At 48.4% G+C, this 15,207-nt stretch carries 15 protein-coding genes and 1 pseudogene; 7 read left to right on the top strand and 9 right to left on the bottom strand.

The window, feature by feature from the left end:
* The first annotated feature begins 143 nt into the window (after positions 1-143).
* Genes ACG1BZ_RS13925 through ACG1BZ_RS13915 form a run of 3 tightly spaced genes read left to right on the top strand, consistent with a single transcriptional unit; the run spans position 144 to position 1,981 of the window.
* On the top strand, positions 144-875 hold the full coding sequence (locus ACG1BZ_RS13925) for a DUF599 domain-containing protein (RefSeq protein WP_108733516.1): 732 nt from the start codon (positions 144-146) through the stop codon (positions 873-875).
* Positions 862-1,197, top strand: coding sequence for a nucleotide pyrophosphohydrolase (locus ACG1BZ_RS13920; protein WP_413662338.1), 336 nt, complete (start codon positions 862-864; stop codon positions 1,195-1,197). The genes ACG1BZ_RS13925 and ACG1BZ_RS13920 overlap by 14 nt, the downstream gene beginning before the upstream one ends.
* Positions 1,190-1,981: a methyltransferase gene (locus tag ACG1BZ_RS13915; RefSeq protein WP_413662337.1), complete on the top strand. Its 792-nt coding sequence runs from the start codon at positions 1,190-1,192 to the stop codon at positions 1,979-1,981. Before ACG1BZ_RS13920 ends, ACG1BZ_RS13915 begins: the two co-directional genes overlap by 8 nt.
* On the opposite strand, the gene ACG1BZ_RS13910 is transcribed toward ACG1BZ_RS13915, so the two are convergent.
* Positions 1,978-2,487, bottom strand: coding sequence for a DnaJ domain-containing protein (locus tag ACG1BZ_RS13910; RefSeq protein ID WP_413662336.1), 510 nt, complete (start codon positions 2,485-2,487; stop codon positions 1,978-1,980). The genes ACG1BZ_RS13915 and ACG1BZ_RS13910 overlap by 4 nt on opposite strands.
* A 157-nt stretch (positions 2,488-2,644) precedes the next feature.
* Here ACG1BZ_RS13910 and msrA point away from each other — a divergent pair, with 157 nt between their 5' ends.
* The 3 genes from msrA (at position 2,645) to ACG1BZ_RS13895 (ending at position 5,665) form a co-directional block, all read left to right on the top strand.
* A complete protein-coding gene (msrA, locus tag ACG1BZ_RS13905; RefSeq protein WP_282932528.1) occupies positions 2,645-3,268 on the top strand; it encodes a peptide-methionine (S)-S-oxide reductase MsrA in 624 nt (207 codons plus the stop codon).
* A gap of 355 nt (positions 3,269-3,623) precedes the next feature.
* Complete coding sequence (locus ACG1BZ_RS13900) at positions 3,624-4,259, top strand: YopT-type cysteine protease domain-containing protein (protein WP_413662335.1); 636 nt, start codon at positions 3,624-3,626, stop codon at positions 4,257-4,259.
* Between the two features lie 686 nt (positions 4,260-4,945).
* On the top strand, positions 4,946-5,665 hold the full coding sequence (locus ACG1BZ_RS13895) for a YopT-type cysteine protease domain-containing protein (RefSeq protein WP_413662334.1): 720 nt from the start codon (positions 4,946-4,948) through the stop codon (positions 5,663-5,665).
* Between the two features lie 254 nt (positions 5,666-5,919).
* Here the strand turns inward: ACG1BZ_RS13895 and ACG1BZ_RS13890 are convergent, their stop codons facing one another.
* The 7 genes and pseudogenes from ACG1BZ_RS13890 to ACG1BZ_RS13860 all read right to left on the bottom strand — a co-directional run bounded on the left by ACG1BZ_RS13890 (position 5,920) and on the right by ACG1BZ_RS13860 (position 12,455).
* Positions 5,920-6,618: a tetratricopeptide repeat protein gene (locus tag ACG1BZ_RS13890; protein WP_413662333.1), complete on the bottom strand. Its 699-nt coding sequence runs from the start codon at positions 6,616-6,618 to the stop codon at positions 5,920-5,922.
* Between the two features lie 68 nt (positions 6,619-6,686).
* Complete coding sequence (locus tag ACG1BZ_RS13885) at positions 6,687-7,325, bottom strand: glutathione S-transferase family protein (protein WP_413662332.1); 639 nt, start codon at positions 7,323-7,325, stop codon at positions 6,687-6,689.
* Between the two features lie 244 nt (positions 7,326-7,569).
* On the bottom strand, positions 7,570-8,484 hold the full coding sequence (locus ACG1BZ_RS13880) for a hypothetical protein (protein ID WP_413662331.1): 915 nt from the start codon (positions 8,482-8,484) through the stop codon (positions 7,570-7,572).
* Between the two features lie 334 nt (positions 8,485-8,818).
* Positions 8,819-9,216 (bottom strand): annotated as a pseudogene (gene fos, locus ACG1BZ_RS13875) (fosfomycin resistance glutathione transferase).
* A gap of 18 nt (positions 9,217-9,234) precedes the next feature.
* A complete protein-coding gene (locus ACG1BZ_RS13870; RefSeq protein ID WP_413662330.1) occupies positions 9,235-10,065 on the bottom strand; it encodes a sulfurtransferase in 831 nt (276 codons plus the stop codon).
* A 59-nt stretch (positions 10,066-10,124) separates the two neighbouring features.
* Positions 10,125-11,777, bottom strand: a complete 1,653-nt coding sequence (locus ACG1BZ_RS13865) for an alpha/beta fold hydrolase (RefSeq protein WP_413662329.1) — start codon at positions 11,775-11,777, stop codon at positions 10,125-10,127.
* A 60-nt stretch (positions 11,778-11,837) separates the two neighbouring features.
* Positions 11,838-12,455, bottom strand: coding sequence for a trimeric intracellular cation channel family protein (locus tag ACG1BZ_RS13860; protein ID WP_413662328.1), 618 nt, complete (start codon positions 12,453-12,455; stop codon positions 11,838-11,840).
* A gap of 214 nt (positions 12,456-12,669) precedes the next feature.
* Between ACG1BZ_RS13860 and ACG1BZ_RS13855 the strand changes: the two genes are divergently transcribed.
* Entirely contained in the window at positions 12,670-13,569 is a 900-nt protein-coding gene (locus tag ACG1BZ_RS13855; protein WP_413662327.1) for an EamA family transporter, read from the top strand.
* Between the two features lie 422 nt (positions 13,570-13,991).
* Here ACG1BZ_RS13855 and ACG1BZ_RS13850 read toward each other — a convergent pair whose 3' ends face one another.
* On the bottom strand, positions 13,992-15,176 hold the full coding sequence (locus ACG1BZ_RS13850; protein WP_282932536.1) for an acyl-CoA dehydrogenase: 1,185 nt from the start codon (positions 15,174-15,176) through the stop codon (positions 13,992-13,994).
* Between the last annotated feature and the right edge of the window lie 31 nt (positions 15,177-15,207).

Genomic DNA, 15,207 nt, shown 5'->3' with positions numbered 1-15,207 from the left:
CCGGCCACTGCTGCCGGCGAAAGGGCGCTATTCTACCGCTTGCACACATCGGAAAGACAGTGTTGACAAGGATGCCAGTAGGGCGAAGACTTCGCTTGCCGAAGCTACGGCATAAATGTAGACGAACACGGAGATATTAGAGGTTGTCCTGGTTGGATATTGCCAGTGTCATTGGCTTTTTTATCACATGGGTGGGTTACACCGTTTTTGCGCGAAAAAAAGCCAAAGAGACTTGGTGCCTTACTTCATCGCTTCAGTGGTACCGCGTTGAATGGATGATGCGTATGCTCGATAGGGATATGCGCATGGCGGATACCGCTATTCTCAGTAACCTGGAGCGGGTCATTGGTTTTTTTGCCTCTACCAGTATTCTTATTCTGGCGGGTTTAGTGACGGCTTTGACGGCGAACAAGGCCGCCATCGAAGTGCTCACCAGTTTGCCTTTTGCGGAGCCCACCACCGTTGAGCAGTTTGAGCTCAAGGTGATGTTGTTGATCCTGATTTTTATCTTCGCCTTTTTCAATTTTACCTGGTCACTGCGCCAGTACTCCTTCGCCAATGTACTTATTGGTGCAGCACCGCCGCCGGAAACCGGTGATCTATCTGAGGAAGAGCGACGCCGGTTTGCCATCAGTACAGCCAAGGTGATCGACCATGCGGGCCACAGTTACAACTACGGTCTGCGCTCTTATTATTTCTCAATGTCAGTGCTGGGCTGGTTTATCCACCCAATCCTGTTTGTTGCCGGCTATCTGTTTGTTGTCTGTGTTTTATACAGGCGTGAGTTTCTGTCCCGCGCACTGAATTCAATTTTGGCTGCCCGGGAGGGCGGGTTGGAGCGCCAGCAGAGGAAAAAATTCGATGAAAGACCGTGAAATCCTGGCGGCTTTTGATGAAGTCGCTGAAATGCGCGGCTGGGAGTCACTGCATACCCCAAAAAACCTGGCCATGGCGCTATCTGTGGAAGTTGCAGAGTTAGGGCGACACTTTCAATGGTGCAGTGATAAAGATATCCAGGATCTAATGGCAGACGACAAGGCCGAGCAAGTTGCCGCTGAACTGGCGGATATTCAGATGTACTTGAGCAAACTGGCCGCTGTACTGGGGGTTGATATGGAAGAGGCGCTACAGCGCAAATTCGCCGAGAACCGCCGCCGATGCAATGAGGCTTTGCAAGGTGAGGGCTCCGATGGGTGACAGCCGGCGTAAAGATCGAAACTTTGACGATCTCGCTCACCGTTTTCGCAACCGTATCTATGGCGGCCTTAAAGGGGATATCCGCCTGGCAGTGCTCAACCGGGATCTGGCGCCGCTGTTGGGGAGCGAGCAGCGCATTCTAAAAATCGTTGACGCTGGGGGTGGCCAGGGCCACTTTGCCATGGATCTGGCTGAGGCTGGGCACGAGGTTTTTCTCGCAGATATTTCTGCGCAGATGCTTGAACTCGCGGATGCGGAAATTCGCCAGCGCCATTTGCAAAAGCAAATGACCTTGCTGCATAAACCCCTGCAAGAACTGCCGCAAATAGAAGCGTTAAAGGACGCAGACCTGGTAATTTGCCACGCTGTGCTGGAATGGTTGGAACAGCCGCAACAGGCATTGCAGCAGCTGCGCAGCCTGTTAAAGCCTGGTGGGCATCTTTCGCTCACTTTCTACAATCGGCGTGCCCTTGAGTTCCGTCTATTACAGCGGGGCAGCTTTCGCCAGCTGGACCGCAATATTGAAGGGGATAACTGGGGTGGCCACCCTGGCAGCCTCACTCCACAGAATCCACTTTTGCCGGAATGGGTGGAAGACTGGTTGACCGAAGCGGACTTTTCCGTGGTTTGTCACAGCGGCATCCGCTGCTTCCACGACTTTATGACGCCATCAATCCGGGAAAAGTTGCCCGCGTCGGCCATTGTGGAAAAGGAGCTTGAATACTCCCAGGTGGACCCCTATCGACAATTGGCCAGGTATATCCACCTGCTTTGTAAGGTTTAACCAAGAATGCTCAGTAGCAACTCCTTGGCGGCGTTGATACGCGATGCCAGGTAATCGTTGCCGCCGCGATCTGGGTGGAGTTTTTGGATTAATTTGCGGTGTGCACTAATGATTTCATCTCTGCCAGCATCGGCATCAACGCCAAGGATACGGCGCGCTTCGTGTTCCGAGAGTGGCGGGCCCTCGCTGTTGTGTGGCGGCGGATGTTGAGTGGCCCCTGGATTTGGGCGCCGGTTTGAATACTTTTCAAACAGTGGCATCAACCAGGGTAAATAACGGGAGAGCTGACCGAGCAAACGGCCCAACACCGGAAGAATGAGCACGAGCGCCGCTCCTACCCAATGCAGGCGCCCGGTGATAGCCAGCACAACCACTATTGCGGCGACGCCGGCGATACAGGCCATAAAAATCTGCTTGCGCCGCTCCTGCGGTGAGCTAGATTTGATTTTTTGCCAGAGATACCAGGCACCGATGGCGATTAAAATCAGTAAGATTAAGCGCGCCAATGACGACTCCTTATAGTGTTGATCTGCCAATGTTTGTTCTGCGTATCATAGAGTCCTCTTAACTACTTGATTCGCGGATTAATATTACTTGATCTGGGAGGATAAGCGCCTTAGAGCTATCCTGACAAAAGAAAATACCTGCACTTGAGAAAACAGTATGCAATACGACAAATTTCAGATACCCGATGCGGACCAGGTGCTGCCCGGTCGGCCCCAGCCGATGGAGATCAGTGGCACCCACTTTGTAAATGGCAACACCATTAAAGAGCCATTCCCTGAGCACCTGGAAGTCGCCATTTTTGGTATGGGATGCTTCTGGGGCGCAGAGCATGTGTTCTGGGATACGGATGGTGTGTTTGCCACTGCCGTTGGCTACACCGATGGCGCCACTGAAAACCCGAACTACGATGAAGTCTGCACCGGCCGTACCGGGCACGCAGAGGTGGTGAAAGTGATCTTTGATCCCAAAAAGGTGAGCTATGCAGAACTCCTGCGGATCTTTTGGGATCACCACGACCCAACCCAGGGTATGCGCCAGGGTAACGATATCGGTTCCCAGTACCGTTCCTGTGTTTTCTGCTTGAACGAAGGCCAGAAACAGGAGGCGGAAGCGAGCAGGGCAGCTGTGCAGGAAGCGCTGGATGCCAAAGATCGTGGATCAATCACTACCGAAATCAGCATGGCTCAACCGTTCTACTACGCCGAGGAGTACCACCAGCAATATATGGCTAAGAATGAAGATGCGGTTTGCCCTATTCTTCGCAACCCAATGCACGACTGAGAATTGATAGATTACAGAAGCAGGTGGCGCGGTGAGTACCGCCTGCTTTTGTGATGCTTGGCACAGTTACTTTCCCGTCACTTTTCTTTCCTTCCCCTGTCTCGATAGATTTGGCTTGTCCGTATTAGGTGGCCGCAAAGTTATGGCCAAAATCTAAAAACTTACGACCAGAATCTAAAGTTGACTGCTGTCTTGGCGCGTAAAGTTCTTATGCTGACGTTGGTGTGGAGTGAGTATTGGCGCCTTCCTCTTGCTAGGTCTAGAAGCTATAGCGCTCGAAGGGGAGTGCTTTTAGCAGGCTTCGTTCTACCCGTGTTCAGCACAGAGGCATAATAATTTACCCGCAGGAGTACTTATGTACAGCGTTTACTCTATGGCGCGCCAGATGGATGGAGTATGTACTTGGGATTTCTCTCAATCATTTCCCGTTTTGAATATCAACCAAATTGCAGGCAGTGGAATCTGTCTGTCATTAGCCTCACATTGGATTAAATATCACGCATTTGATGATTCACTGGTAAATCACCTGGGTGGGGTTTGGAGCCAGCGAAGGTTTATCCCCTTTAATATCCCCAAGCTAAGGCAGATGGCTGGACAGCAGCAAGCCTGGGCGCAAAGTGCCAATTGGAGGGGGGCTCATAGGGCTTGGTTGTTATTTAATCGACTGAGAGTGCTGTCCTCTGTAGCAGGGCAATCAAATAGGGATTCCTTACGACAGAGGCTAGAGCAAATTAATGGGGCCTACGCTTTGATAGAAATGTGGTCTAACCGGGATCACACTCAAGGCTCCCATGCAGTAGCTGCGTGGATTGGAGCTCCATCATCCGCCGGACAAAAACAGGATGCTTGCTTCTTTGATCCGAACTTTGGGGAGTTTTGGTTTGAGGATAAAGAGGACTTCTATTTCTTTTTCCATTTGGTAAGTAATATGCACTATCGTGCCCTTTTTAAGTTCGATTCCTGGATGATTGACAGGGTATGGAAAAGCTAATTCTATCTGTAAATTGGTCTTGCTTAGCGTTGTAAGTAGGATTTCCCTTCGTGTAGAGCTGCGAAAGCTGTTTAAGATGGCCAGCACTTTGGCCATCTTACTTCCCTCTGGTAAAGCAACCTAATCTGCACATATTTAAATCGATCTGGCAAAAAGTCCAAAACCTAAAAATATTTGCCCAGTATCTAAAGTTTACTCGACAGTGCCGACATAATATGGAGCATAAACCTGCAAAATGAGCACTAGAGAAAATAGGATTCATAGTGTAAATGTTACTAGGCCTTAGCCTGGTTTTGCGGATGTAGGGCGATGAGTAGTTGCTAGTTATGAGTAGTTATAGAACGTTATAAAAATATAAATTTTATGGTTCAAATCGAGCTGGAATTATTCACTTGAGCTAGTGAGTAAAGAGCTGGTTGATGATTTCGATGCGTGGGGTTTGTTGAATAGCGGGGATGTGGCTGCCCCGAAAAATTTTTAAAGCCTTGCCAGTGTATTTAACTACTGTGGGACTGCCGCAGGTATAAGAATTTATCAATCTCTACAATCTGTTTTGCTATGAGAGTCACCAATCTCTTTGGGTAAAAGTCTTTGATTAGGAACAGCTTAGTATTTTTAAGTAGATCTTCGCTCTAATTAATAGAGATATTTTTTGGATTTTAACCGTCTGTTGGGAGGCTGTCAGTATGCGCGTTAGTACAATTGCCGGGCGTCATCGAGGACAAAAAGTTTGGGGCTTTTCTCAGGGTTCACTGAGAGTTTGGGTGCACTATGCAGGATTTAGCAAATTTGGTATTTGTGGAGCCTTAACTGCACATTGGGTACATTGTAGGGCTACTGAAGGAGTATCTTTATCAAGTAAATTGGGTTTGTATGAAAAGTGGAGAGTTGGAACAGGTCCATTTACATTCACTCGACTTCGCTCTCTAAATATTCGTGAGTTAAGAAGTGTTGCCAGATCTCAGTGGGGGTGGGCACACGATAAAAATAATGCTTACATGAATAATGTAGAAGCATGGCTTAGAGATCGCGGAGTGAGCGCAGTACCTGGGCTTGGTGATAACTCCAGTATCCAGATAATTAATCCTGGGGGGCAGCCTTTATCAATGACCGATTTTTTAATAGCATCATTAGATCAATTAAATGACCATTACGTAATAATTACCGTATCAGGTACAAGTTTTGGGTGCTTTCCGGCGGCCCATGCGATTTCTCTCTATGTTGGGCCTGCTGGAATGGCTCAGCAGTGCATTTTTTTTGATCCTAATCATGGAGAGTATAGCTTTAATAATAAGCAGGATTTTTTCAATTTCTTTCGTGAATATTACCGACGAAAGATCCTGTCTAACGGGTTTGGTTCCCTGGGGCTTTCAGATGGTTGGCGTACTTATGTTTATAAGCCATAAGGTTTAAGGCAATGGATATTTATTAGGCTTATGCCGTTGAAGCATAATCTGGCAAAGTAATGTGGGCTGACATGGGCTTGATAGTATTTACGGTATTTTGTATATAGAGATAGCTGTAAGTACTCTGGTGTTTACCTGATAAAGTGCCCTTGATGGTTACTGGATATGCTTGTAGTGTAGGCTGCATTTGCGTGTTACTGCCGACTATGGGCCCTTTATAAAGGTGGCGCCTTAAATAGTTGGCAGTCTGTGTTCTATTGGTAAAACCAATCTGGGTGGTGCCTATAGGGTAGCAGTGGTAATTCTCTTGATCTTTTCTTCCAATAGAAGGTCGCACTTAAGTCTTTGAACTGTTTGCCAAACCTTCCTTCATATATCTCTATGATTCTGCGAAAAGCCCACTTCGAGTCAGTCACATTATGATTGCGAGTAACACACTGTTTATACCAGTATAATGATTTAGCAATATCAACATGGCCTGCCTCGCCGCTCATCCACATTACGCCTAAGTCGCGCTGTGATTCTGATAAACCCTGTTCAGCAGCTTTGGTATCCCAGTAAACAATTTGAGTGTAGTCAGGCGGGACAACTTCTCCATGAGCGTAGGTAACTGCTAGCCATCTTTGTGCGTCGGTGGAGCCCTTTACAGCTGCTTTTCTGACCTTGGCAATTTGGGCCTTTGACTCTCCAAAACTTGCCCAGTGATTTCCTGTGAAGTCGGTAGTCGCTAAAAAGTATAGAGCGTCAGCATTACCTTGTTTTGCAGACTTTTCTAGCCATTTTTTTGCATTAACTCCATCCATTCCAGAATCAGCCATAAAATATAGATAACCTAATATTAGCTGAGCGACTTCATTCCTGGCGTTCGCAATAGGTAAGAGGAGGTCTATGGCCTTTTTATACTTTCCCGCTAAGATTAATCTTTTAGATATACCTATCCTATTGTACTTCATGGATGTTCATACCTGGTGCTATTAAGATAATTTGAGTGAAAAGTCAATTGATCCACAGTGATTTGAGGCTATTTATATCTATCTAATTTTGTACCCTCGGTAGTACATACAGCCTGGAAGGCTTCTTTTGAGGCTAAGTTCCTTAAGCATCGGGCTAGATTTGGAAATGCTATTGGTGGCGTTTTAAATCCGCTTCCCCAGTGGCAAAGCATAAATAAAAAATAATCGCAAATAGATATTTTGTTGCCAACCAGATACTCCCGATCACCAATCTGATCATTCAGAATACCATACATATCGGTAATCCTCTGCTCTTGGGCTTCAACGATACTGGGGGTGCTGTTATTGTTTGTTGTGTGTTTTTCAGGGTAAAAATATATCATTAGCTCAGGTTGAAGCGTGGAGGTTAGATAAAATAACCATTGATAACATAGCGCACGCTCTGTACTGTTTGCTTGTGGAAGTAGCTCTGCCTCAGGATGTTTTTCGCACAGGTAAAGAGCGATAGCAGCGCTCTCGAATAGAGCACTTCCACCATCTACCAGCGTAGGTATTCTTCCAGTGGGGTTGAGCTCTAAGTATTCAGCGGCTTTTTGTGCTTCAGACTTACGATCAACTAGTACAAGTTCGAATTCAACACCTAACTCCTTTAATATAAGGTGAGGTGCCCAGCTCGCATTTCTTGGGTAATAGAATAATTTGTACAAACTAAGGTCCTGTATAGTGATTAATCCCACACAAACACAGGAAGATTATAAGGCCTTAGTATGGTGTGTCGCCAGAGGTTACTTTGATTAAAGTATTGTGTGTTATCGTTGGCTGTCCAATTTTTAGGCGCGAAGCCTGTGTTGATTTCAGTGGGCAACTTATACCTATGGCTTAGCTGTTTAATAAATAATATTAACTTTCTGGGACTTTATATTTTCGATACCTTCTGTGTGTAGGGTAGTGCTAATTAATTTTGCCTGATAGCCAGAGCATAATGTTTAATAAGAGCCTTTCATTTTGTTCAGCTCCTTTGGCATTCAATCCCATATTCCATTTCCCGTCTGGATCTGAATCAACCTGAGCGGTGAACATGCCTGCCTCACCAGATACTACCAGTCGACCATTTCCAAATTTTAATGTAGATAGCTGATGCCAGTTTGTGGCGGAAATTTCTGGCGTGTTTTCATTAAATTGAAATGAATTTCTAGGCATGTAAGCGATTGATGGCTTGCTAAAAATCATCACCGGCTTAGCATTTGGTGGACTCAAAAAACCCTGACCCATGAACCCCCTTACTTTATTCAGTTTATGGGAGTCTTTCACTCCTTTCAAAATACTGTGGTCAGCTAAGCTCCCATCGCTGGTTTCAAAGTACTGCTCTTGCTGTCCAATGACTTCAACATAACCATTCTGGAAGTGGAAGCCAAATATCTCTGCAAGGTCAGCTGTTGCTTTTGGCCATGGCATATGGTCAGCTATCAAAAATAGAGATCCACCACCTTTAACCCAGTGGAAAAGCGCCTCTATTTCTTTTCGTGTAAAAGCTGAATGGTTGGGAAGATTCCAGTTCTCAATGTTCTCTTCACTAAGGGCATTGGCAATAACAACGATATCGATGTCTTTCAGGTTGGCTTTGTCAAATTTTTTATCATTTGACCTTACTATGTATCCGTCACTTTTCAGAACGTCAGCGAATGGATGGTATCGCCCGGATATTGTATGAAAGTTGTGGTGTGCAGCATCTACTAGAACTACAGGTCGTTTTTCTAGGGTATGCGTAATTTCATTGTTTTTGGGTAAATAATCTAAATCCACAAGCTGCTCGGCCTGAATGTGGAGTGAGTAAGAAAGTACAAAAAAGGCAATCAGCTGTCTCAAGGTTATTTCTCTGTGAATGGTTGACTTTAGAGGAGTAAGCTACTTGTAGTATGGGGGGGTATAAGCTGTAGCTTTATTTTGCTCTTCAGAAAGTTTGTCCTATCCATTGCTGGAATCCCCGTCTATTGTTTTTCGGGTTTCTCTATTTTGTGCCGCATTGAATCCAGTAGTCTTTTTCTTCTGTTTCTGGAGGTATTACTGGCCCATTATCTTATCGAATAAAATCAATTTTTTCTGGCACATCAAATGACAAACTGGTGAGTGCGAAGTAAGGGATATGCAGTTGAGGTCACGTAACGATTGCTACGAAGTTGATGTACTTGTTGAGTTTCATTCACAACCACTTCAACCCTTGATATGGTTTTGATTTTAATGATTCCAAGCGGCTCCTCAACGAGCCTGCATGAATCTCAAGTTGATGGCCATCTGGATCAAGAATGTACATTGAATTACCTTCACTGGAATTTTTTTTCCACTCTTTTACATTATGCTCCTTAAGTAAGCCTGCAAACCTTTCAAAGTTACTCTCGCTGATGTTGAAGGCAATGTGGGTGTAGTCATTTCTTGGCTCAGGTGTGCTCAAGGATAGGCAGAGCCAGAGATCATTTAATGATAAATAGGCGCCGGAATTCCATTTTACCTGCCCCGAAACCCAAGAATGCCCATGTAAAACTGAGCGGAGCGATCTACATCGCTGACAGCAAGAGTTATGTGATTAAGCCCTGTTAGCATGCAGACTCCTTTTTATCTTCACTGGCGCGAACACCAATCACTCCAACTCCCTGGATAGAGTAGTGAGTCGTGGCGACCAGCTAAATATTGTGCATAGAAATTAACGCAGGCAGTAACTCCGGAGCCGCAGTAATTGAGAAGTGGTTTACCATCTTCCAAGTTGCCAAACTGTGATTTAAGTTCGGCAATAGATTTCACTTTCCCATTGTTTTTGTCAGTAATATTTTGCCAGGGCTGGTTGATTGCGGTGGGTATATGTCCGGCAATCGGGTCGATAGGCTCTTCAATTCCTTCAAAGCGCTGACTGTCCCGGGCGTCTACTAACTGCCAGGGTGCTTTACCCAGGTTTTGTTTGATGGTCTCGTAATGAACCAAGAGATTTTCTTTTGGTTGTGCGCTGAAGTTTCCTTGCCTGGATCGAGTGGGCTCGCTTGTGTCCAATGCCTCCCCTGCATCGAGCCAGGCTTTTAGACCGCCATTCAGAATGCTGATTTTCTTGTGGCCAAAGAAGAAAAACAGGAACCAGGCACGGGCAGCGAAACCCAGGCGGTTGTCGTCGTAGACGATTACCTGTGTGTCACTATCGACTCCCAGATTGCGAGCGTAGTCCTGGAACTGTGCAGCACTCGGCATTGGGTGGCGGCCGCCGTAGCGTTGCACAGGGGCAGAGAGGTCACGATGCAGGCAGGCGTAATGGGCATCGGGAATATGGCCAGCCCGATAGTTTCGCTCACCACTATCGTGATCCGCCAGGCTATAGCGGCAGTCCAATATTACGGGTTCGCCGGTCTTTTTGAGCTCTACCAAATCCGCAACTTCAATCAGGGCTGGGTTGTTGTTGCTCTCCATAGGCCTCTCCTCAATCCTTGATACCGCTTTTGTCGTGTAACTTCAGCTGTTGTCTTTGGTTATTGGCCGCTTTCCGGGGCAGGGACCTCAGCTGCTTGGGGTTCAACGGCCTGTTGTTCGGCTTCTTGCTGGGACTCAGACTCTTCTTCGGTGGAAATCTGGTCTGCCAGCTCCGCTTTGCGGCAAGTCATGGTGGTTTCGGTTTGATCTTCGGCAGGGTTATCGAGAAAGCGTGCTACTGCCCGCTCCGCGCAGTTGCTTGCGGAAATAATATCGTGAGCTAGGTTGGGAAATAGCAGCCATTGGTGATTCGGTAGCTCTTTGCGTGCGATATCGACATCATCTGCAGCTAGTACCGGATCCAGGCCGCCGTGTAACACTATCACTGGAACTGGGGTGGAGATGGCTTCTGACTCAGTGAGTGGAGCAGAGGGGATTGCCCAGATGCGACACTGTAGCTGTAACAAATTTAAATCTGATCGCACGGCCCCGCCGAGAATACCGGTGTCTGCAGCGTTGGCCCTGGCCTGATCAAAATCGACAAAGGGAGCCTCTTCATAGCAGAAGTGGCTAACGCCGGCTGCATCCCCAAAGTAGGGGTCCAGTACGATCTCCATAAAGTGTGCGATGGCATCCTGGGCCGGCTGCAGCCCTTCATCGCCCTCATTTTCCAGGCCCTCGATCATCTTGGGCAGTTCACTGTAGAAGTTTTCGTTATACAGCGCCTGGAATAGAACTCTCAGCAAACGCTGTCCAGTAAGCACAAAGGGATAGCTTTGCTTTGAGTAGCGGTGCTTGATCGGAATGGTGCGCGGCTCTTCGTCTAAGGTCTGGATCAGGTTTTCCAGCCTGCGGCGTAAATTGGGATAGCGACTGTTACATTTCTCGTCTTCGATGCAATGCTTCAGGCCGCGCTCGTAGGCTGCCAGGGAGTCCTGTGGGAGCTGCTGCGTGTAGACAATATTGGGGAAGACCGCACTGTTAAGCACCAGGGTGCGCACTGACTCTGGGAAGTCGCGGGCCACAGTCAGGGCGTAGCGGGAGGAGTAGGACACCCCATATAGGTCGAATTTATCGAGCTTGAGGGTTTTTCTCAGCTCCTCTACATCCCTGGCGATTACAGAACTGTTGTACTGGGCCAGGTCGGCACCTTTGCTCAGGCGGCTGTAACAGCGCTCCATACTGAAGGAAAAAACACGGGCCTCTTCTTCCGGAGACAGGTTGCGCCGGAAAGCGGTATCGGCATCTTCGATAAACTCGCTGCAAGTGAGGCGCGGCTGGGCCATACCGGTGCCCCTGGGATCTATAACAAACAGATCCCGGCCATCTTCTACTGTCATGGCGGCATAGTTAAGCCACAACCAGTCGCTGGCGTTCTCGGGTTCTAATCCCATGCTGGCTCCGGGGCCTCCGGCGCCTAGGTGGAGTAGGGGGATTTTCTTGGGATCGGGGTTTGTGGCGCGGAAGCGCACGACCGGAAAGCGGATTTTGCGCTTTTCTGGGTGGGCATAATTCTCCGGCACCTCCATCATGAAACACTGGGTGAAAGGCCAGGTTTCATCGGTTTTGAACCAGCAGGGCTTTGCTACCAGGCGAGCGTATTGTTTTTGCGGGGATTGACCGGTTTGGGCTGAGTCTGTCGAGCGCTCACAGGCTCCAATCACCATGGAAAAGAGAATGATGAGGAGTATGCGCAATCGGGCTTTTTGCACTTAGATTATTCCTGTGACTGCTACTAAATAGTGGTTTATGGTTCCAGACCTGTGAGCGGGTCAGTGCTTGCCGAAGCGTGCCACTGGCGCGGAGATATTCCAGCGCAATGCCGCGAGGCGAATCGCTAAGGTCACAAATACAGCAATAGCCACCACCAGCTCATGGGGTAGCCACCCTACATTGTCCAAGGCAACGAGTATGGCCGTACCGGTAAGGGCAGCGGTGGCATAGATCTCTCGCCGGAGTAAAAGTGGAATGTCACCGGACAGCACATCCCGAATCACCCCGCCAAAAGTACCGGTCATTACGCCGAGCACGATTGCGATGGTCGCGGAATAGCCCAGTTCAAGTACTTTCTGGGTTCCGAGCACCACAAAAACGGCGAGTCCAATGGCATCTGCCACCATTAGCAGGCGCATAGGGACCTTTAGATAGCGTATCAGGTAAAAGCTTACTACACCGGTAATTGAGGCGATCCACAGGTAATAGGTGTGCTCAAGCCAGAATACAGGGACGTTGAGAATAATGTCCCGGGCGGTGCCGCCGCCAATAGAGGTGACGCAGGCGAGTACCACGGCACCAAATAAATCCATCTGTTTGTGGCCGGCGGCGAGTACGCCGCTGAAGGCAAAGACCGCGATACCGATCAATTCAAACCAGTGCAGCAGCTCATCCATATCATCGTTACATCCAGAGATTGGCGGGCAGGGGAGAATAGCACTTCTGTCTACGCAAAGGGAATTGAGCAGCGATCTACTGGTGAGAAGTGTGAGGCGCCGCAATAGATCGGTACCAGGGAGCTATTGAAACAATGACAAAGGGCCATTAGGCGCAGAAGAGTAATGGAGGCTGCTACCCTTTGGTTACGTCCATTGTTCACTGGCTGTAGAGATGCCGTATAGAAGCATACTGTTGGCTTTGCTGGCAGTCTCAATTTTTGGACTGAATTACCCGATAACCAAGGTGGCGCTGGCCGACTTCCCGCCAATGTTATTGGCTTCGGTTCGCTTCACCCTCGTCGCTGTTCCTCTGGTTTTCTTTTGTCCATTCCCCAAGACCTCGATCCTCAATGTTGTTGCGCTCGGCTTCTTCTTAGAGTTTCTCTCTCTGGGGTTGATGTACTACGCCATGAAGGCCGATATTCAAGCGGGTGTAGCGTCACTGCTAATGCAGTCGCAGGTACCATTCACCCTATTGCTATTCGCAATGCTGTTTGGCGATAAGATAAATATGCAGCAGTGCTTGGGTTTGGTAATAGCGGCTGTAGGGTTCTCTGTATTTTTCTACTATGCCGATAAAGGTGGGTCGACAACGATAGTGGGATTTATCCTTATTATGGGGGCGGGGCTGTCTTGGGCGATAGCGAATATCGTATTCCGCAGGATGCCAGGTGTTAATTTGTTACATTTAATGGTTTGGGCTTCACTGGTACCGCCAGTACCTCTTTTGGTTTTGTCGATATTTTATGAAAGCCATACTCCCTGGGTTTTCTTTTTTCAGGCGCATACGGCCAGTTGGTTTTCAATTGTTTACCAAGTGTGCATGGTGACATTGGTTGGTTATATTTTATGGGGTGATTTAATTCGTCGCTATTCCTCTGCCTGCGTTTCACCATTTGGGTTGCTGGTTCCTATTGTGGGAATAATCGGCTCATCAATTATCCTCGGTGAATATCTTACATTTGTCGAGTGGGTAGCGACTTTTGTCGTGCTGCTGGGTATTGCTCTTTGTGTAGTGAAATTAAATGATCGAAATCCGGGGCAGGAGATTGTTGATGTGGAGGGAAGTTAGGGGAGGGGTAATAATTTTATTCGGCTTGTTGGGCTCTCTGTTTGGGCTCTCTGTTTGGGCTTTCCATGGTTCCCAAAACTTCCTTTTATACCTTTATTGAGAGTTTAATAATTGCTGAGGGCTGTCTTTACTTATTTCGCGGTTCGATGATACGTAAATGGTCACAGTGAGTTTTGGTCCGCCCTCAAATTATTTTACTTCAAATCCAAACGTTTTTTTCGGTGCAGTACTTTGCTTGGTGTGGGTAATAATTTAATACTGCTCCACAGTCTATGCGCCGCCTTTTTGCGTAATTATTCCGAACTTTAGTTTAATGGCTTTGTGCTACCAACCTGGGGCCGAGGTAGAAGTAAGGAGATAAGAAATGATGGGATAAGGGCGATGCCCACGGAAAATACCGTGAGCATCCAACTAGACGTGTTTTACACGAATGCTTGCAGGCCGGTCTGGGCGCGGCCGAGGATCAATGCGTGTACGTCGTGGGTACCTTCGTAGGTATTTACAGCTTCCAGGTTCATCACGTGGCGAATTACGTGGAATTCGTCGGAGATGCCGTTGCCGCCGTGCATATCGCGAGCAATACGGGCGATATCCAGTGCCTTACCACAGTTGTTGCGCTTCACCAGGGAAATCATGGTGGGGTCGAACTGCTTGTTCTCATCCATGATGCGACCTACGCGCAGGGAGGCTTGCAGACCCAGGGTAATTTCGGTCTGCATGTCCGCCAATTTCTTCTGGAACAGCTGGGTTTGAGCCAGAGGGCGGTTGAACTGGGTGCGGTCCAGGCCATACTGGCGAGCGGCGTGCCAGCAGAACTCGCCGGCACCCATGGCGCCCCAGGAGATACCGTAGCGAGCGCGGTTCAGGCAGCCGAAGGGGCCGCGCAGTCCGCCAATTTCCGGGAATTTGTTTTCTTCCGGAACGAACACATTGTCCATCACGATCTCGCCGGTAATGGAGGCGCGCAGTGAGAACTTGCCTTCGATCTTCGGTGCGGAGAGGCCTTCCATACCCTTGTCCAGCACGAAGCCGCGAATAATATCGTCGTCATCTTTCGCCCAAACAACGAAAACGTCGGCGATTGGGCTGTTGGTGATCCACATCTTGGAGCCGCTGATGCGGTAGCCGCCATCGACTTTCTTGGCGCGGGTTTTCATGCCGCCGGGATCGGAACCCGCATCGGGCTCGGTCAGGCCGAAACAGCCAACCCATTCTCCGGATGCCAGCTTGGGCAGGTACTTCTGCTTCTGCTCTTCGCTACCGTAAGCGTAAATCGGGTGCATAACCAGGCTGGACTGAACGCTCATGGCGGAGCGGTAGCCGGAGTCAACGCGTTCAACTTCGCGCGCCACCAGGCCGTAGGAAACGTAGTTGAGACCGGCACAGCCGTAGCCTTCGATGGTGGAACCGAGCAGGCCCAATTCACCCATCTCGTTCATGATTTCACGATCAAAGATTTCGTGGCGGTTACCCTCGAGAACTCTGGGCATCAGTTTGCTTTGGCAGTACTCACGTGCCGTGTCGCGCACCATGCGCTCTTCGTCGGTCAGCTGTTGGTCCAGCAGCAAAATATCGTCCCAATGGGCGAGTGGCTGATGTTTACTCATGGTTTGTCTCTTCTACTTCCGTTATTAATTC

The organism is Microbulbifer sp. CNSA002 (assembly GCF_047324085.1).
GTDB lineage: Bacteria > Pseudomonadota > Gammaproteobacteria > Pseudomonadales > Cellvibrionaceae > Microbulbifer.
The sequence above is the reverse complement of the archived record's forward strand: the minus strand, read 5'-3'. Positions and strand labels throughout refer to the sequence as shown.